The organism is Maritalea myrionectae DSM 19524, from assembly GCF_000423365.1.
In the GTDB taxonomy this organism is placed as follows: Bacteria; Pseudomonadota; Alphaproteobacteria; order Rhizobiales; family Devosiaceae; genus Maritalea; species Maritalea myrionectae.
On record NZ_AUHV01000003.1, the window covers coordinates 719,251 to 738,424 of the forward strand.

Annotated in this window: 18 protein-coding genes; 12 read left to right on the top strand and 6 right to left on the bottom strand. The window is 49.8% G+C overall.

From position 1 onward, the window contains the following. Positions 1-64: 64 nt before the first annotated feature. On the bottom strand, positions 65-1,057 hold the full coding sequence (gene dctP / locus G549_RS0109595; RefSeq protein ID WP_027834853.1) for a TRAP transporter substrate-binding protein DctP: 993 nt from the start codon (positions 1,055-1,057) through the stop codon (positions 65-67). 317 nt (positions 1,058-1,374) lie between these two features. Between dctP and G549_RS0109600 the strand changes: the two genes are divergently transcribed. The 4 genes from G549_RS0109600 (at position 1,375) to G549_RS0109615 (ending at position 6,353) form a co-directional block, all read left to right on the top strand. Beyond that, the gene (locus G549_RS0109600; RefSeq protein WP_027834854.1) at positions 1,375-3,024 is read left to right on the top strand and encodes an FGGY-family carbohydrate kinase; all 1,650 of its coding nucleotides are present in this window, start codon (positions 1,375-1,377) and stop codon (positions 3,022-3,024) included. 4 nt (positions 3,025-3,028) lie between these two features. After that, positions 3,029-4,633 carry a fucose isomerase gene (locus G549_RS0109605; RefSeq protein ID WP_027834855.1) on the top strand — a complete coding sequence of 535 codons (1,605 nt, stop codon included), beginning with the start codon at positions 3,029-3,031 and terminating at the stop codon, positions 4,631-4,633. Between the two features lie 45 nt (positions 4,634-4,678). Then, entirely contained in the window at positions 4,679-5,560 is an 882-nt protein-coding gene (locus G549_RS0109610) for a dihydrodipicolinate synthase family protein (RefSeq protein ID WP_027834856.1), read from the top strand. 118 nt (positions 5,561-5,678) lie between these two features. Beyond that, on the top strand, positions 5,679-6,353 hold the full coding sequence (locus tag G549_RS0109615) for a GntR family transcriptional regulator (protein WP_027834857.1): 675 nt from the start codon (positions 5,679-5,681) through the stop codon (positions 6,351-6,353). 72 nt (positions 6,354-6,425) lie between these two features. Here G549_RS0109615 and G549_RS0109620 read toward each other — a convergent pair whose 3' ends face one another. The 3 genes from G549_RS0109620 to G549_RS0109630 are packed head-to-tail and all read right to left on the bottom strand — an operon-like array spanning position 6,426 to position 8,702. Continuing rightward, complete coding sequence (locus G549_RS0109620; protein ID WP_027834858.1) at positions 6,426-6,803, bottom strand: nuclear transport factor 2 family protein; 378 nt, start codon at positions 6,801-6,803, stop codon at positions 6,426-6,428. Positions 6,804-6,834: 31 nt separating this feature from the next. Beyond that, positions 6,835-7,752 carry a DMT family transporter gene (locus G549_RS0109625; protein WP_027834859.1) on the bottom strand — a complete coding sequence of 306 codons (918 nt, stop codon included), beginning with the start codon at positions 7,750-7,752 and terminating at the stop codon, positions 6,835-6,837. Beyond that, positions 7,752-8,702 carry a glutathione S-transferase family protein gene (locus tag G549_RS0109630; RefSeq protein ID WP_051213591.1) on the bottom strand — a complete coding sequence of 317 codons (951 nt, stop codon included), beginning with the start codon at positions 8,700-8,702 and terminating at the stop codon, positions 7,752-7,754. The genes G549_RS0109625 and G549_RS0109630 overlap by 1 nt, the downstream gene beginning before the upstream one ends. A gap of 108 nt (positions 8,703-8,810) precedes the next feature. Here G549_RS0109630 and G549_RS19740 point away from each other — a divergent pair, with 108 nt between their 5' ends. Together G549_RS19740 and G549_RS0109640 are read left to right on the top strand one after the other, a co-directional pair. Next, positions 8,811-9,767, top strand: a complete 957-nt coding sequence (locus tag G549_RS19740) for a LysR family transcriptional regulator (RefSeq protein ID WP_051213592.1) — start codon at positions 8,811-8,813, stop codon at positions 9,765-9,767. 343 nt (positions 9,768-10,110) lie between these two features. Continuing rightward, entirely contained in the window at positions 10,111-10,896 is a 786-nt protein-coding gene (locus G549_RS0109640) for a hypothetical protein (protein ID WP_156905526.1), read from the top strand. A gap of 19 nt (positions 10,897-10,915) precedes the next feature. On the opposite strand, the gene G549_RS19745 is transcribed toward G549_RS0109640, so the two are convergent. Next, positions 10,916-11,524, bottom strand: a complete 609-nt coding sequence (locus G549_RS19745) for a hypothetical protein (protein WP_027834862.1) — start codon at positions 11,522-11,524, stop codon at positions 10,916-10,918. 64 nt (positions 11,525-11,588) lie between these two features. Here G549_RS19745 and G549_RS0109650 point away from each other — a divergent pair, with 64 nt between their 5' ends. Genes G549_RS0109650 through G549_RS21820 form a run of 6 tightly spaced genes read left to right on the top strand, consistent with a single transcriptional unit; the run spans position 11,589 to position 17,137 of the window. Next, positions 11,589-11,963, top strand: a complete 375-nt coding sequence (locus G549_RS0109650; RefSeq protein WP_027834863.1) for an Arm DNA-binding domain-containing protein — start codon at positions 11,589-11,591, stop codon at positions 11,961-11,963. Between the two features lie 33 nt (positions 11,964-11,996). Next, on the top strand, positions 11,997-12,929 hold the full coding sequence (locus G549_RS0109655) for a hypothetical protein (protein ID WP_027834864.1): 933 nt from the start codon (positions 11,997-11,999) through the stop codon (positions 12,927-12,929). Between the two features lie 2 nt (positions 12,930-12,931). Continuing rightward, the gene (locus G549_RS0109660) at positions 12,932-13,804 is read left to right on the top strand and encodes a HesA/MoeB/ThiF family protein (protein WP_027834865.1); all 873 of its coding nucleotides are present in this window, start codon (positions 12,932-12,934) and stop codon (positions 13,802-13,804) included. 2 nt (positions 13,805-13,806) lie between these two features. After that, entirely contained in the window at positions 13,807-15,036 is a 1,230-nt protein-coding gene (locus G549_RS0109665; protein WP_027834866.1) for a hypothetical protein, read from the top strand. Further along, positions 15,033-16,145 carry a hypothetical protein gene (locus G549_RS0109670; RefSeq protein ID WP_027834867.1) on the top strand — a complete coding sequence of 371 codons (1,113 nt, stop codon included), beginning with the start codon at positions 15,033-15,035 and terminating at the stop codon, positions 16,143-16,145. Before G549_RS0109665 ends, G549_RS0109670 begins: the two co-directional genes overlap by 4 nt. Continuing rightward, on the top strand, positions 16,142-17,137 hold the full coding sequence (locus tag G549_RS21820; protein WP_156905527.1) for a nitroreductase family protein: 996 nt from the start codon (positions 16,142-16,144) through the stop codon (positions 17,135-17,137). Before G549_RS0109670 ends, G549_RS21820 begins: the two co-directional genes overlap by 4 nt. On the opposite strand, the gene G549_RS19755 is transcribed toward G549_RS21820, so the two are convergent. Further along, on the bottom strand, positions 17,124-18,824 hold the full coding sequence (locus G549_RS19755; protein ID WP_156905528.1) for a c-type cytochrome: 1,701 nt from the start codon (positions 18,822-18,824) through the stop codon (positions 17,124-17,126). The genes G549_RS21820 and G549_RS19755 overlap by 14 nt on opposite strands. Between the last annotated feature and the right edge of the window lie 350 nt (positions 18,825-19,174).

A 19,174-nucleotide genomic window follows, 5' to 3' on the forward strand; every position in this document is an offset into this window, starting at 1 on the left:
CATTGTAGTTAGACACTATCGAGAGAGGCGTATTAAACGCCTCTCTCCATACTTTGAAAGCGGATTAATTTCCAAGCGCGTTGATTTCGGCCAGAACGCCTTCAGGCCAAGACTTGGCAAACTCTGAACCCACATACTGGGCTTGAACGTGCTCCCGGAACGCTTCTAGATTTGGCTCATAGATTTCCAAACCTTCAGATTCCAAAAACGCCACAAGATCAGCTTCTTTTTGCAACTGCTTTTCACGTGCACTTGCCGCTGCGGCATCAGCCGCTTCTTGCATGGTCGCCTGTTGTTCTGGTGTCAGGGAATCCCAAGCCGCTTTTGACAGCGCCACATAGTTCAAATCGACCAGATGCGATGTCAACGCGATTTGATTGGTCACTTCATAGAACTTGGCATCAACCACGGTCGGCAAAGGATTGTCCTGGCCGTCAACGGAGCCAGTCTGCAAGGCTGTATAAACTTCAGTGAAAGCCATTGGTGTTGGGTTTGCCCCCAATGCCTTGCCCAGGAACTGCCATGCATCGGTGCCCGGCATACGCAGATTAATGCCAGCAAGATCGTCAGGCGTATTCACGGTCAGCTCTTCCTTGGTCTGACGCAAATTGACATGACGACGACCCAGATACATCACAGTCAGCAGCTTAACACCAAGCTCTGCCTCTGCTTTTTCCTTAAACGGATCCATCAAAGGATCGTTGAACACACGCACCTGATGCTCGGCATCCTGATGCACATAGCCAGTTGCAAAAATAGAAAACTCAGGGAAGAACTGCGCGAGTTCCTGTGCTGAGGCAATCGACATTTCCAAGTCACCTGAGGCAATCGATTCGAGCTCTGCGCCCTGCTTGATCAAAGAACCATTATAGTGCGGTTCATATGTCGCAAAGTCTGCAACTGCTGGCGCAAAAATCTCTTCCAGGGCCACAGAACGCTGATCGGTGTCAGACGCTGGTGTGGACATCCGCAGCGTAATTTTATCCGCGGCCAGCGCTGGGCTGACCAAAGCTGCGGCTGTTAACGCCAACGCCACGCGGCGAGTAAATTTCATCATTGATAGGTCTCCTCCAAACAATTTTCACCGCGATTTCTCATCGCGGCAAGTCCTTGAACCCTTCTGATCGCATTGATCGAGTTCGGTTAACTGAGATATCCCCAGCCGATTTCAAACCGGACTGTGACATCGCAACCACGCTCTTTTCGCCGATCTGCCTTAGCTTGCGGTGTGCGCAATTTCTAAAGCGGCAAAGGCAATGTCCCACGCGATTTCGCCCAAGTTGTTACAATTAAGTTGCGTGATGTCAAGGTAACATGTTACATCGATCTTACAAAATTGATTGATTATTTAGCTGAAGTAACGGGTAACCAAACATGACCAATCGCTTTTTTGCCGGCATCGATGTTGGCACAGGCAGTGCACGCGTTGGCCTTTTTTCTGAATCAGGCGAAATGCAAAGCACAGCGTCAAAAAACATCACCATGTGGCACCCGCAGCCCGACTATGCCGAACAGTCCTCAACCAACATTTGGGCTGCAATCTGCCACGCCATGCATGCCGCACTCGAACAAGGCGGCATATCCGCGGCGCAAGTCTGCGGAATCGGTTTCGATGCGACGTGTTCTTTGGTGGCGGTCGATGAAAACAATGGGCCTGTGACCATCAGCCCAACCGGCGAGGATGATCGCAACATCATTGTTTGGATGGATCATCGCGCGACCGCCCAGGCCAAGCGCATTGAGGCGCTAAACGATCCGATCCTGCAATATACCGGCGGCAAAATTTCGCCTGAAATGGAAGTGCCTAAACTTTTGTGGCTGAAAGAAAACATGCCGGAAAGCTTTGGCCGCATCGCGCACTTTTTCGATCTCCCCGACTGGCTGGTGCATCGCGCAACCGGCACGTTTGTGCGGTCACTATGCAGCTCCACCTGCAAATGGACCTATGAATCGCCAAAGGGCACCGAGGGAGAAGGCTGGAGCGAATCCTTTTTCGCCGCACTCGATTTAGATGAGGTTCTCGAAGACAATGCCCGCAAAATTGGCCAGCACTTTGCTCAGCCTGGCACAAGCGTCGGCGAAGGACTGAGCGAACAAGCTGCAGCCGAACTTGGCCTGCAGCCGGGCACGCCGGTCGGCACAAGTTTGATTGATGCTTATGCGGGCGCTCTTGGCACGCTGGGCACCGAAACCACTGGCACTGATGCCGGGCAAGGCGAAAAACTCGCGCTGATTTCCGGCACCTCTGCCTGCCATATCGTCACCACACCAGACCCGGTATTTGTGCCCGGGGTGTGGGGACCATATTTTTCCAGCCTGACGCCAGAACGTTGGGTCAATGAGGCCGGTCAGTCTTTTGCCGGCGCCCTGATTGACCGCATCATTGCGGGCCATGCGGCCGCACCTGAGTTGCGAGAGAAGGCTGCGGCCAACAACACCAATATCTACACAATCTTACAGGCCGAACTGGAGGCGCTGTCCGGTGAGGACACCCAGACCCATCTATTGACGTCAGATTTACATGTGCAGCCGGACTTTTTGGGCAATCGATCACCTTTGGCCGATCCAACGCGCAAAGGGGCGATTGTTGGTCTCACACCACAAACTGATCTAGCCAGCCTTGCCCAGCAATATCTCGCAACGCTGCAAGCCCTCGCCTATGGCACCCGTCAGATCATCGAGCAGCTCAACGATAAAGGTGTGGGGATCGATACCATCGTGGTGAGCGGCGGGCTGGCACAAAACAAACTGTATTTGCGCGAACATGCCGACGCGACGGGATGCACGATTTTGGTCCCCGAGACCAAAGAACCTGTTTTGCTGGGGAGTGCCATGTTGGGCGCGATGGCAGGCGGACAGTTCAACTCATTAGAGCAAGCCATGAAAATGATGAGCGGCGGCGCCGCTCAAATATCACCGCGCGGTTCAGCGATACGTCGCTACCATGACGCGAAATATCAAGTGTTTTTGAAAATGCAATCCGATTACGCCGCTTACCAGGCATTGATGCAGTCCGAGGAGTAAAGCCATGAGCACACCCGAAATTCTTTTATTCGCCAGCGGCGATTTGCGCGAGAGTGCTAACCAGACCTGCTGGGCAGCTCAAGCTGAAATGGAAGCCGCACTGACCAAAGTGCTGGAAGAAAACGGCTATGCTCTGAAGCGCGCGCACCCCTTCAAAGCGGACAAGGGTCATGGCTTTCTTGCATCCCAACGCGAAGGTATGGACGCCTTTAAAGACATTGATCCGAATGCGCCGATCATAGTGGCGGAAGCTGTGTGGCAATATTCCCACCACGTTTTACCCGGTTTAATGCACCATAAGGGGCCCATCCTGACCGTGGCCAATTGGTCAGGCACATGGCCGGGCCTTGTGGGGATGCTCAATCTCAACGGCTCTTTGACCAAGGCTGAAGTGCCCTACTCAACCTTGTGGAGTGAAAATTTTGATGACGATTTCTTCAAAAACAAGCTCTCGGACTGGCTAAAAACCGGGCAGATTTCACACGATCTGTCCCATGTGAAGCCTTTCCAACCGCAAAATGCCTCCGCACAATCCCAACAGATTGCCGATGAGTTGAGCAAAAAAATACTACAGGACAAGATCATTTTGGGCGTCTTCGATGAGGGATGCATGGGCATGTATAACGCCATTATCCCGGACGCCCCGCTTGCCAAGATGGGCATGTTTAAGGAACGCCTTTCCCAATCAACGCTTTATTATGAAACCCAATGCGTCGACGAGGCCGAGGCCGCTTCTGTTTTCTCCTGGCTAAAGGAGAAAGGCATGAAATTTCATTTTGGCTCTACCCCTGAAACGGATTTGACCGAGGCGCAAGTGCTCGAGCAATGCCGCATGTACATCGCGGCCTGTCGCCTTGCAGACGACTTTGGTTGCGATGCGATCGGCATCCAATATCAGCAAGGCTTGAAAGATCTCCTGCCCGCTTCCGATCTGGTGGAAGGCATGCTCAACAATGACGACCGGCCTGATGCGCCCGACCGGAATGGCACACCAATTCGGCCCGGCAAAGCGATCGTTCATTTCAATGAGGTGGATGAGTGCGCTGGCGTCGATGGCATTTTGACAAACTTGGTGCACCGCTCGCTTGGGCAGCCCGTAGAGACAACGCTCCACGATATCCGCTGGGGCGACCGCGACCACAGCAACACCCATGATGACTTTATTTGGGTCTTTGAGATTTCCGGCGCCACACCTCCAGCGCACCATATTGATGGCTGGCAAGGCACTGAAAGCTACCGCCAGCCCCCCATGTATTTCCGCCTCGGCGGCGGCACCATGAAGGGGGTTGCAAAGCCCGGCGAAATCATCTGGTCCCGCATCTATGTTGTGGGCGAAGACCTGCATATGGACATCGGTGTGGGCAGCGTGGTGTCACTACCAGCGGCTGAAACCAAGCGCCGCAGTGAGGCAACCACCCCTGAATGGCCAATCATGCATGCCGTCCTCGAAGGTGTCGGCCGCGATCAACTCATGGCAAGCCACAAGGCGAACCACATTCAGGTGGCCTACGCCAACTCCAAATCCGACGCCATTGAGGCCGCAACTGCCAAAGCATGTTTGGCCACAAAGCTGGGCATCACCGTGAATTGGTGCGGCACCCAACAATAGCGACACCCACGCCACAAAGGCGCAAAAGAATAACGAAAGAATACAATGACAAAACGAGATATCTTTGGCCTATATGCAGCCATGATCACCCCATTTCAGGCTTCCGGCACGCCCGACATTGATCGGGCAGCACAGCACGCAAAAGCGCTCATTGATGAAGGATGCGATGGCGTAACGCTTTTTGGCACAACGGGCGAAGGTTATGGCATCAGCGCGTCTGAGCGCCATGAAGTTCAGCAAGCAGTGCGCGAAGTGCTAGGGCCTGATACGCCAATCTGCGTGGGGGTTTTGTCCAGTGATGCCGCGGGCGCGGCAGATCAAGCGCTATCTGCCTATCGTGACGGCGCAACGCACCTCTTAATGGCCCCGCCCTTTTTCATGAAGGGGGTAACTGATGATGGATTGTTCAACTGGTTTAGTGATGTGTTTCAGCGCATCGGCGCGCAATGCAAAAACATCATCATGTACCATATTCCCAGCCAAACAGGTGTGCCGCTTTCGTCAGATTTGATTGCAAGACTTCGGACAGCCTTTCCTGACACCATTGTGGGCATCAAGGACAGCTCGGGGAACTGGGAAGCAACGCAAGATTATCTGGCAAACCACGGTGACCTTGCCGTTCTTGTGGGGGACGAACGTCTTTTGCCAAAGGCCATGGCCCATGGCGCCCAAGGATCAATCTGCGGCACAGCCAATTTTATGCCCGCGCGATTGCGCCAGATTATTCATAACGGTGACCAGGGCGAAATTGTCTGCAAGGTCGTCGACCTTGTGGTTGCCAACCCGGTCAACCCCGCCGTAAAGCTTCTCACAGCCCATATCAGAAATGATGCTGAGTTTAAACGCGTAAGAGCACCGCTGGTTGAATTGCCCACCAACGTCGGCGAGCAGCTGATCAGTGAATATGACGCCCTCACCATTGATTGATGGGGACACCGCAAATACTATCGGCAAATCCGTGTGTCCGTTGCCAAAAACGGATTTGTTGTCAAAGATCAGGCTCTTGGTACACGATATAAATGTTTAACCAGATGAAGGCTTCAAAGTGAACAATAAAGCACCAGGCAATCTACGCGAACAGGCCTATGGAAGCTTCACGGAACATTTGCTCGCGCGGTCCCTTCGCCCCGGACAGTTCGTTTCACAACGTGAGTTGGTTGAGCTGACCGGACTGGGGCTGGGCGCCATTCGAGAATTGATCCCTCGTTTGGAAGCCGAAGGCTTGATAAAAACCGTGCCCAAGCGTGGCATGCAGATTGCCCATGTTGATCTCAATCTTATTCGAGATGCATTTGAGTTCAGGATATTTATTGAAACAGAAGCCACCGCTTTGTTCACCCAAAGGGCAAGCGATGCTGACATTGAGCGACATGATCAGGAACACCGCGCCATCATCGCCGAATGTGAAAACGCGGCCGCGCATGAGGGCATTCAGCCCGAACTGGTGGCCAGGGCTCAAGCGATCGACTGGGGGTTTCACCACGCCATTGTTGATGCTTTGGGCAACCGGATCATCGGCGACGCCTATCGGGTCAACATGATCAAAATCAGGCTGATCAAACAAGAACAAACCCAATTGAACAATGCCGTGATTATTCCCACGATGAAGGAACATCTGGGCATCATCGACGCCATAAAATCACGCGACCCGGCAGCAGCCGACGCCGCCATGCGCCAACACATCGTCAGCGCCCTCCACCGCGCCATAGAACAACGATAAGCACAACATGCGGCGAACAAAAAATATTTGGTGCCCCCATCGGCGACCGGATATCGCCGATGGGGCGTTTTTCTAGAGACCCGATATGTCGACATAGACATAATAGTCAATGATTTTAGCGCCATTCAGTCCAAGACGGGCAGCAAAAGGCACTTCGTGGGTACTTTTATCCTTTCGCGTATAATGCACGCGCCCTTCGCAAAAGACGGTGTCGCCGCTTGACCAAATGCCAGTAATGGTATGGTGCATGGCAAGGATGGTTTCAAAAAAGCCGACATTGGCCTGTTCCACCGCCTCCCGGCCGGAAATCGCATCGAAATTGCCGAGGCGAAATTGGACGTTCTCATCGACCAGCGCGACAATGTCGGTAGCATTCATGGCATCGACCGCTGTGTAGAGTTTGGCCACGAGTGGCGTGTGGGGTGACTGAGTATCTGTATCAAGTTGCATGTGTAGTCTCCTTTAAGTGGGTGAGGTTAAGTCAGGCCTTGCGCGGCTGCCGTAAGCGGGCAAATGAGAGGTGGCCATTGGTGATCATCAGGCCCAGAAACAGGACCAGAAGCGAAAGCATGAGGGGCAGGCCAATCGGTTCGCCAAATACCAAGGCGCCAAATACAATGCCGAAAAGCGTGGCAAAATAGCCGACCTGTGCGAAACCCACCCCATCAGTGCGGCGCTGCACTTCAAAGGTCAGGATGTAGCTGAAGGCCGTGATTAACCCGACACTGGCTATCGAAATGAATGCGCCTGATGTTGGCACCAGCGCTTGGGCAAATTGACCGGTGACGAGCATAATCCCGCCAATCAAAATCAACTGCAATGCCAATGTGCCCATCGCCAAACCCATAGGATCGGCGTTTGGCGGATAGGTGCGGCTGCGAAACACATTGCCCATGGCCAATAAAACGGGTCCCAGCATCGCAAGGATGATCCAGTGGACGGCCACACCAGACAGGTCGAACCCGCCAATTGTGGCAAAACTGATCCCCGCCAGACCAATCAGGATGCCGATCAACCGATGAACATGCGGCATACGCCGCTCCACCAAAGCTGTGATCGCAAAAGTGAATAGTGGCGACAAGGTCACCAAGGCGGCATAAAAACCCGTAGAAATATAGCCCAACACCGCGTAAGCAATCAGGGCTGGCCCGCTTATGCCCAAAAGACCTGCGCCCAGATAATAAACGAGATATTGCCAGCCCAAGGGCGGGCGCTGACCACTGACGAGCGCCAGCACAAACAGGGCCAGACAGGCAAAGGCAAGTTGCCAGAACAGCGCCATCTGCGGCGCAAGGCCTGCCATGGCGACAAATTTTGACAGCATAAAGCTGACACCAACCAACGCGCCGAGGGCTATGATCAAAGCTGTTGGGGGCAAAGATTTAATGAACTGAGGCATTAGGCTGCTCCTGTTTGTTCGCCCATCGTCGCATGACGATTTGCAGGCCCCTTAGGGATGATCCCATGCGGATTGAGGTGGCGATGGCTGAGGAAATAGTGTGCCCGGATATGGGGCAGATCGATTGTGGGCCGCACGTCCGGCAATTGCGCCATATCGGCAACATAGCGCGACAGCGCGGGGTATTCGGAAAGCCGATGCTGATCAATTTTGAAATGGGTAACATAAACCGGATCAAAGCGTAGCAATGTCGGGAAGAGTTTCAGATCAATTTCAGTCAGGCGCAGGCCGGTGAGATATCGGCGGGTAGCCAGCCGTTCCTCCAACTTATCCAATGTCGCAAATATACCTTCAACGGCTTCATCATAGGCTGCCTGGCTGGTGGCAAATCCGGCGCGATAAACCCCATTGCGCAGGGGGGCCTGAATCAGTTCGGCAAGCTGGTCAATTTCACGTGCCAGCGCCACCGGATAGAGATCCGGACCGTTAGGACCTGCAAAGATTTGGGCCAAATTTCGCATCATGTCGGCAGAATCTGTGCTGACAATCTCACCGCTTTTCTTGTCTATCAAAATTGGCACCGATATCGCGCCAGTATAGTCCGGCGCTGCCCGCTGATAGACCTGATAGAGATAGAGATCACGTGGCACACCGCTCGCGTCGTCAAACATCGTCTGATCAATGACCCATCCCTGCTCTGCGCTAATGGCGGCCATCCAGGTAACCGATACGACCTCGTCCAGCTTGCAAAGACGACGCACCAAATCCACCCCATGGCACCAGGGGCAAGCTTTTGACAGATAGAGATGATAGCGACCGGGCTCAGCAGGAAATGGCGCACCGGGATCTGCTTCAATCCAACGCCTGAATTGGCTGGGCAAACGCTGGAAATGTCCGCCGGGCTGGGTCGGTTTTTCACGCAAAACCCCATTAATAAGCATTTTGGTCATGCTCGTCTCCTTCACTTTGATGGAAGGACACTATTCCGTTTACCAATTGGCGATAATCGGCTAACTTCGAAACTTATAGGTGAGAAAAAGTTGACGACGAGAGTGTATATGACCGAAATTGGCGCCATACCGGTTTTTGTTGCCGTCGCGGAATGCAAGGGCTTTGCCGCCGCCGCACGGCGGTTGGGCGTCACCAAGTCTGCCATCAGCAAGCGCATCGGCGCGCTTGAGGCCCATCTGAGCACCCAGCTATTCCATCGCACAACCCGAAGCATATCCCTGACCGAAGCCGGCGAGATTTATCTTACTCATGCAGTGCAGGCGCTCGATTCAGCACAAGAGGCGGAGGACGCCGTAGCGGCACTGCAAGGCCATCCGGTTGGGCATCTCAGAATTAGCGCCCCAATGTCATTTGGTCGGCTACATGTCGCGCCGCTTTTGACAGAGTTTCTGAGCACCTATCCAGATATTACGCTGGAATTGACCATGGATGACAAGATAACGGATCTAGTGGAAGCAGGTCTGGATATGGCGCTGCGCGCAGGCACTTTGCCCGATTCCGCTTTGATTGCACGCCGGTTGGCGCCAATTCACTCTGTTTTGGTGGCCGCCCCCCAATATTTGGAGAAGCACGGAAACCCGCAGCACCCTGAGGAGCTTATAAAACATAATTGCCTGCATTATGCTTATTCGCGAGATCCATTTGAATGGCATTTACTTGGCCCAGAAGGCTCAACGCACATTCGGACCAAAGGCTCATTGCAAGCCAACAATAGCGAAGCATTGTGCACCGCGCTGGTTGCCGGATTGGGCATTGGCCGCCTTCCCACCTTTATCGCAGGCGCACACCTCGCGGCAGGTCGATTGGTTCATATTCTGCCTGAATTTAGATTCCCGGAACAAGCGCTTTACGCAGTTTTTCCAGAGCGCCAAAATATGCCGATGAAAGTCCGCGCTTTTGCCGATTTCCTGGTGAATAAAATCGGCAAACAGCAGCCATACTGGGATATCGAAGCAGAAACGCGTAGCAAACCAAATATCGCGAACCAGTGTTCTGCAACGTGACCGCTCTAGAATAGAGCTAATGCTTTTCAATACATTTTGAGTGCTATTCGAAATGTGACTTCTCACACCTAACAACCTGTAATTTAAGAAAAATTTTGGTAGCGGGAGAGGGACTTGAACCCCCGACACGCGGATTATGATGGGGTCTAGTATTCTTTTCAGACTATAGAAATTCACTGCAATCCATCCCATCATGAGTTTGAAATAATTTGTTGAATTCGACTTGATCTAACGCAAACCCTAGAAGATCTTCTCATTCTAGCTCAGCAGTTGAGAGTCCCAGTTGAAACCCAGCTGAAGTCGAAAGAACTACTCAGAAAGGCACACGATTAGGTGTGGCAAATTGATGGAACAAGTATTTTTTTTATATATAGATATCCTAGGCTTTAAACAATTAATAGACGACAATGAAAGAGTTTTGGATCTTTACAAAACAATTGATAAATTGAATGTCCACTCTGATGAAGATTTTCACACCATCGTATTTTCGGACACCATTTTAGTCGCTGCCGATAAGCGGTGGAATAGCCACCCTAGCCGAGCGATAATGTGGTTGGTTGAATTTTCGCAAGACCTGTTTTACCGGCTAAGCCATAAAGATATTCATTTCCGCGCACTCGTCACCAAAGGTTCATTCTCCTTTAAAAAATATAAAAATTTCGAAGCCTATCACGGCAAAGCCTTGGTGGATTGCTATTTAAAGGAGACGCAAATTAAGTGTTGTGGCACATTTATTGACAACAAACTCGTCAGGCACTCAGATATTTTTCAAACAAGCAAGTATGATCGAGATGTATCGTTCGTTCACATTATGCAACATCTGGACGAAATCAGTTTTTCTTACGAACACTACCCGATTGACGGGTATGTGCTAAAGGCCACCGGAATGGAGTGGTGGGTTGCATACCTCTTACGGTATTTAGAGACAGTTTATCGGCATTCCATTGATCCGAACCTACCAAGTGACGTTCGTACGAAATTTGTTATGACTTGGAATATGATTTCACAGCGTCATGAGGGCTTGCTTCGCAGATTGGTCGAGGCAGAATTTAAGGCAAATGAAGTAATTACCCTAGATTGGACTGAACCTATGGCCAGAATTGGAACGGAAAGAGGTGCTTGGGGTTAACTATGCTCGACTGGTGTTGCTAAAACGCTTGAGCCAAATTGCTCAGAAAACCTTCACAACCCGAAAAATAGTTCTCAACCGCTTCCATAACATCACGAAGCTGAGAGAGGCTTAACTCATCTCTTGAAATAGGCAATGCATCCCCATTGCGATCTACAGGATACCGATGGGAATATGATTGAGGGTCGATCTTTGAAAATTCTGCAACGATATTTGAGACAACACCATCGGCTTGATCTGGATCTTCAGTTCCAAAGCCCTCAAGCATCTCTTTGAATAATAGCCAAAGATGTTCGAGATTGTGGGTTTTCCAATTTGCTTGAACACCTACGTAATGCCCAAAAGAGTATATTTGCGCTTTTAAGTTTAGCTCCAAGAATTGCCTATAATTAAAGATAATTGGATAGACCAACATGTTCCGCTCGTTCTCGTCATCAAGTGCTTTTTCCACCATATGATCGGCACCGAGCTTATACCCCTCCACCATCGCAAGAAGCCTTAAATCAACACCGCCTAGAATTTGGGCGTTGTGTTCTTGCGTTTTATCAACCGCAAAAGGCAAGTCATCTGATTGAGGCCATCGAAACTCAGCCTGAAGAGCTTCTTCGAAATTTAGTCTCTTGCTCATTGCAGCCCACCTCGCCCCAAACCATACCCTGACACGCGGATGTTATGTGTCTTAATTTGTGGGCATGAGAAAGAAGCTAACCACAAAAACAATTGATGCGCTACCTGCTGCTGTGGGTAAACGCTATGAAGTCCGCGACGAGCTTTTGACTGGATTTATGGTCAGGGTGTCGAGCGTTGGAAAGAAGGTGTTTTACCTCAACACGCGCATCAATGGACGAGCACGGCGCATCAAAATTGGTGATTATCCTTTGATGTCGCTCGCAGAAGCGCGTCAGAAAGCCCAAGGCATTTTGCGCGACATATCCCTCGGGACGTTCGAAAACAGCGCTGCTGGCTCACCTGGGCGCTCCTTGTCGGCGCTTATAAGAAGCAAGGGAACTCATAAAAACTGGACTGTACCAATTGACGCTCATTATGATAAAGATCTGCATATATAATAATATCTATTCTAATTAAGTGCCACACTATTTATGATTTCAATTCTTTCTCGAAAATATATTGATGTTCGTTTTAAGACTAAAGGCAATTTATACACCCGCATCCTGGAACGCCCTGGCTTGTGGATGTCAGATGAGGATATCGACAAGCTCTCGTCAGATCTGCGCTCTGTTGCCAAGAAAACACTAAACGCAGGCGCTCTTGATTACGGAGTATTTTCCTCGGACCGCTCTCGCCTGTCAGATAGCATTCTCACAATCATTTATGAGCAGGAAAATGAGCGCCCCATCGCGTTTAACGCTCTCGCCGTGATGGCCCTCAAAATAAACGGTCAACAAATAGATGTAATTCATCTTGGCTTGGTGATGGTCGATCCCACTGTCCGCAGCCGCGGTCTATCTTGGATACTTTACGGCCTCACCTGCGTACTGCTTTTTTTGCGCAAAGGACTGCGGCCTATATACATTTCAAACGTAACTCAAGTGCCAGCCGTTGTAGGGATGGTCACCAAAACGTTTAACGAAGTTTACCCAGCTCCAGGGGATGGCGCACCGCAAGATTTTCGAAAAATTCAGATTGCACGTGCAATCATGGCAGACCACCGCCACGTTTTCGGTGTTGGTGAAGACGCAGATTTTGATGAGACACGTTTCATCATCACTAACGCCTATACCGGTGGGTCAGATGACCTCAAAAAATCATTCGAGGATGCGCCCAAGCACCGCGATGAAACGTTCAATTCGTTTTGCAGTACTTCTCTTGACTACGATCGAGGAGATGATTTCCTCCAGATTGGCCTTATTGATCTCAATGCCGCGCGCAATTTTTTAACGCGTATAGTGCCTCCGCAATCCTTATTGGGTGTCATGTCGATCACCACCCTACTTTTGCTCCAACGCTTTGCGTTGCCGATAATTCACTGGTTTGACGACAAAAAACAATATGGCGTCCTACGTCCGAGGTAAGCATGGATTTTAGCTACAAAGAATTCACCACACGCAATATCGGTTTTGTCACAAAAGGCGAACAGGACCGCTTAAAGAACGCAAACTTATTTGTGTGCGGAACTGGTGGCATGGGTGGCGCAGCCATTATGGCATTGGTGCGCGCAGGTGTCGGCAGTTTTACAATTGCAGACCTTGATGAGTTTGAAGTCTCAAACCTTAATCGACAGCTATTTTGCACCATGAAAACGGTAGCGAAACATAAGGCAGAAGCCACTCGAGACGCGTGTCTTGATATCAATCCAGAGGCCAAATTAAATGTTTATCATGATGATTGGCCAGACCATATCGAGACTGCTATTGAAGCCGCTGATATTGTAATCAATGGAACCGACGATCTCGGCGCATCCTTGTTAATATATAGAACTGCAAGAAAGTTCAAAAAGACTGTGGTTGATGCATATGCTTCTCCGTTGCCCTCAGTTTATGTGACGCGCGCCCACGAAAAAATGCCCGAAGAGCGTTTGGGCTACCCAACAATCAATACGAATTGGAATGAGATTACCGATGAGCAGCGCTTACAATCTTTCTTGCGCGAGGCAGAATATGTGATTATCAATTCGTCATCACGAAAACATATCGACAATGCAATTGCTGGAGAAGTAGCCGCGGGTGTGCGTAGTCGCATGTCATTTGCGCCAATGGTGATCAGCACCGGCATGCTGATGGCATATGAATGCATTGGAGGAATATTAGGCCGCCAAAGCCCAACAGATGCCCAAGGCTGGTTTTTCAACCCATACTCCGCTCGGATTGAACGCCCGACGAACCCCTTGCTGGCCGCAACCATGCGCCCCTTCGTACGACGTTTCATGCAACGACTAATGGCGCAATAACCATGATGTTGTCAGAGCTTTTTCCCGACATTACTATCGCAGCCTCAGCGCTTGTTGGGCTGATGATACTTATCAACCGATATACGGCGCAACGCAATAGTGCTCCCGCCGCCAGCAGGTTGATCGGACTGTTGGTCTGGTTAAGCCTATTTTTATTTACACGTATGCTAGCGTGGATCAGTGGCTTTGGTTTCTTCTGGTCTGTACAATGGCTGATGGCAGCAACGATACCACTGTTTGTCGTCATCACGGCGGAGGTATTGCTACGTCAACACGCCCCCAAATGGCTAAAATTTCTTTCAGCATTCGGCGGCATTTCAATTGGTCTTGCTGCATTCTGGCCGGGCTGGGCGGTCAGATTTGAATATATCTTTCTTACACTTGGTTTTCAGCTCGCCATTTTACTTAGCGTAGCAATTATCGTTTTAACCCGCAATCGACAAAACCTGTCAAAGCTGGAAAATCAAGCAATCGCGCGGATTTCCATGTCGCTAGTTTTTGTGTTGCCGTTTTTGATCGCAGACTACCATCTTAATTTTATGTCTATCCCGGTCAGTCCGTCTGGCCTTGCTATTCTTGTTGTATGTTGGCTTAGTCTTAGTCTAGAACGTGCGCGATTGGCACACACACACATCTTGAAATTTCTTTTGCTATATATTGGAATTTCAATATTTGGCGCAATAATTTTAGCAATTAGCTTTGGGCTAGCAATTGCTGCCACAATTAAGGCTGGCGCAATTATGTTCGCACTGGTTATGGCCGCCGCAATTGTCCGCGATGATCTGCATTTACAAGCTGAAAAGACGCAAAGTGAATTGCTAACACTTATAATGTCAGCCCCTTCAACCGAACTCGACGACTACATAAGCAAATTGTCAAATTGCGGCATTTTAAGTGGTGTGTTGCTTTTGAAAAGTTCTGATCTTAAGGACTATGACACATCCGCTCTGTCGAGAAAGCTGGTGAGCAAACCGGTGCTGTCGCTGGCTGACTTGTCCAACAACCGCACCAATGACCACATAGTAGATAGTCAATTGCGCACTTTGTTCGAATCCTATGGGGCGACTCATCTCTACTTAGTCGCGCAATCTCCTCTCATCATTGCAGCGACACGACAATCTGGCTTCGCCCCCGGCACCGTAGACAATGACCTAGCAGCGGCCTTCGGACTTTCAAGATTGCTTGCAGAGCGCAGGGAAAAACATTCTCAGCAAAAGGGGAAAACTGTATGACTTTGGAGATAAAACAAGGAGACTTTGAAGCATTTTTCCAAGCACCATTAAATGCCTATGGCGAAAACACGCATTATGTTTCCCCACTTAAGTCAGATCTGCAGCGGTTTGTCTCACCAAAAACCAATCCTTTATTCAAAGATCACCCAAACGATATATGCATATTCACTGCCCATCAGAGTGGGAAGCCAATTGGCCGCATTACAGCTCATGTTCACCGCGCATCCAACAGAAAACACAATTTGAACCGTGCCTATTTTGGTTATTTTGATTGCGCTGACAACAAAGATGCAGCAACGGCTCTTCTCAATGCCGCTGAACTATGGGCGAAAGAACGCGGTTTTGATGAGATTATCGGCAATTTCAATCTGACCGCCATGCAGCAGATTGGTATTGTTACCGATCATTTTGACTTCGCTCCCTATACTGACCTTATTTATTCCCCGCCACACATTGCGAAGCATTTGGAAGAAAACGGCTATGTCGCCGAGTTCCCCATGACGACATTTGAGCTTGACCTTGAGAATGCGGAGGCGCCCGCAATTGGCCCCAAGCAACAAGCTGTACTCGATAATCCAGATTTTGAATTTCGCCCCATCAAAAGAAGCGAAATTGCCGATCGCATGGAAGATTCACGCAAAATACTCAACGCCTCATTTGCCCGAAACCCGATGTTTGTTCCGGTAAGCAAAGCCGAATATGATTTTCAGGCGCAAGATATGAAATGGGTAATGGATCCACGCATCTCCGCTGTTTTATATTGGAAAGGCCAACCTGCCGCGTGCATTATATGCATTCCCGACCTCAACCCATTTTTAAAAAAAATCGGTTCCAAATTCTCTCTTAACGCCATCTGGCATTTCCTTTGGCACAAATTTACGTGCAAGCGGGCAGTTCTGATTTTCTCAGGGGTCATACCTGAATTGCAAGGCCAAGGCGTCAATCCTGTTGTGCTGCGCCAAGTCATTTTGGCGCTAAAGAAGGCTAAATACACCCACTTAGGCAACACTTGGATTGCCGATCAAAACAAGGCGAGCCTAGCGCAGAAAAGCAAAGCACACGCGCGCCCGATGCATCGTTTGCATCTATATAAGAAGGTGCTGAATTGACAAATCTATCTCCCGATGGCCTATCCAACATTGTTGCAAAGGCCAATCTTGCACCATCTGTTCACAACACCCAACCGACACGTTGGGAACTAAACAAAGACGGCACACTCAGGTTATTCCTCGATCGCACCAGAGTATTGTCCATTGGCGATCCAGAACGCCGCGACGCATCCGTAAGTCTAGGCGCAGCCTTTGAGGGAACGCGTCTTGCCCTAACTACGATAGGATTGGCGATAAAAGGCTACGAAGTCTCGTTAGTAGAGGGCTCTCCCGAAATTCTTATTTCAACGGCCCCTTCAAACACGGCCGACAGTTTGGTCGACGCGATAGATCGTCGGGTTACATGGCGCGGGGGATTTATGCCTGCAACAACAAAGACATTAAAAGCAATTCAAGATATATGCGAAAAAAGCGGCGATGCGGTAGCAGTAGTTGAAGAAACAGAAATTGCTTGGCTCGCATCATTTAACGACGAAGCCAGCCTTGATTTTTTCAGAAACCCCTCATATCGCGCCGAACTACTTGAATGGATGCGTCTCTCAAAGAAGCATGAAAACTGGAAACGTGATGGCCTGAACGCACAAGCACTCAACATGACGTTAATTGAGGCGATAGGTGCAAATATCATTTTGCGCAAACCAATATTTGAATTCTGTGACCGATTGAATGTGGCACGTTCGTTGATCTCGGAGAAAGAACTTACACGTTCCAGCGCCGCAATTGCCTTGTTCCATAGGCCTTTTGGCGAAGACCCAGTTAAAAGCGGAGCCGCATTTTACCAATTGCTACTTAGATTTGCTTTGGTCGGCGTGATGGCGTGGCCGATGGCGGTGCTGGCCGACAGCCCTCCCCATCGTCAAGCAGTTGCGCATCGATTTAACATTAATGACAACCGCCGTGTAATAAATGCCTTCCGGCTTGGCATATTGCCGTCAACTGCTCGACCTACACGTATTCGTCTTCCCGCATCAGAGCTTTTTACAACAGCTTAAGATACTCCAGCAACGCCAGTTTCTGATCTTCGCTGAGGTGAACAAATTCCTGTTCATGGCCAGATTTAGAGAGGCCAAAAGCATTTGTGTCGACATCAGCTGGGATCGACCACGGTGAGTGATCATCAGGTGGCAACCATCCTCCCTCTCCATCATCAATTCCTGCGATACCGACCAGATCGAGATCGAGCCGATGACCGCCAACTTTAAAGCGAGTTGGGCGCGATTCAGGATTCATTAAATGCCACAGCGTGGGCACACTACCATTGTGGAAATAGGGTGCGCTGGCCCATATCCCAGTCAGTGGCGGTGCTGTATAACTGGTGACAGTGCGCGCTGAGATATGTTGGCCAAACAAAGATGAATTGACTGTATCCGCGATCTCTTTTGTCAAGAGGAGCGCACGTTGCGGATCTGTACCGACATTCCCTTCCCAATTTGGAAATGAAAGCAGTTCGGGCGCATCCAAATTGTCACTGTAAGTACCATGACACGAAGCACAATTTTGCGCATATACCTGTTTGCCAAGCGGCAACAATGCACGGTCAATATCACCCGGAAATGGCTGGGGTTTGTAATGCTGCATCCATCGCGTAATCCAAAGTGAAGGTTCGATAGACGTTAGCGCAACTTCCGTCTTAACCCCCATGCTCGGCACAGTGAAATAGGCAATTATACCCGCGAGATCCCGACGATGGCCCTCATCAATGTCAGCCGGCCAGATCGTTGCATTGCGATCAATATTTGGGATTGCATAGGTGCCGGTATTGAGCAGTTTGGTACGCCATAACCTACCGCCAAGGTCGGGGACTGAGTTGAATATACTCTCTGTCAAAACTGCACCTTCTGGTATTAGACCAAGCCTTCGCTTGAGGGAATCCAAACCATTCGTGGCGCCGGCCAAGCTCGTGCGGAACGGCAAGAGCCTCCCAAATTCACTATTTCGCTTGGCAATGAGTGCCTTCATTTCAGGCAAGATAAACCACCGCAATGTGAATGCTTCACTCAAACTCGTCTCCGGATAAAGCCGGTCCACCGCAGCCAACATCAACTCCGTGTTGACACCATAATCTAACATCGCTTGAAATAAGGCTTGCGTATACGCCTCCAGATTAATCGACCCGTTCGGCATGCCGAGCCAAACGCGATCTAAGTCCGGAGAACCATCGGCAGTGTACATCACGCTACTGTGGCAGGCAGCGCAGCCAATGTTACCTATCGTCACACCAATAGGCAGCATGTGCCCTTTTGCATAACCAACATTTTGCCCTAGTGGCCAAAGCAATTCTGGCGCAGCCAAATCTTCTGGCCAATTGCCAATTCGCTCCGGGAAATGAAACCCGTACTGGCGAAAGATATGCGGAACTTGGTCGGTAGATATATCGTTCAATTCACCGTCGGCAGCAGCAAGCGCCAAAGCAGCAGTCGAAAGCTTCCACGGCGACGCTGAGACCCTCAAGCTATCGCTATCAAGGGCTGAGAAGTCACCAAATGCAAAATAAGCAATTCCTTTTTGATCTTCTGTCGATAATGTGTCTTCGAGTAACGCGTATTCACTAGAACGACCGCTAAATTTTGTGAGTTCCGTTCCCCAAAAATAGAAAACTGCAAAGCAGGAAAAGATAACAACCGCAACGCTAAGCAGCAGTACATGGGGATTTCTCATGGAAATGTCTTTCGTATTCAATTAAAAATCCAAAAAAATCAACTTCTGCTATACATTCAATTTAAAACAAACAACTAGTTTGAACAGCAGATGTAACTTTCAGTTTGATTATGCAGTTTGTTATTTGCAGCGCAAGCAGCCTAACGCACATCAAATACGAAAAAACAATCCAGGTCTGTCGGCTTTGCTCAACTGTCAAAATCTAAATATGGATCAATTCCAAATTGTTCAGCATGAAATTCCAACCAAAAAGTAACTATACATTCAGAACAAGGTAACCTAGCTGAACAAATTAAGCCAATAAATCAATTGAAAATTTTGGTAGCGGGAGAGGGACTTGAACCCCCGACACGCGGATTATGATGGGGTCC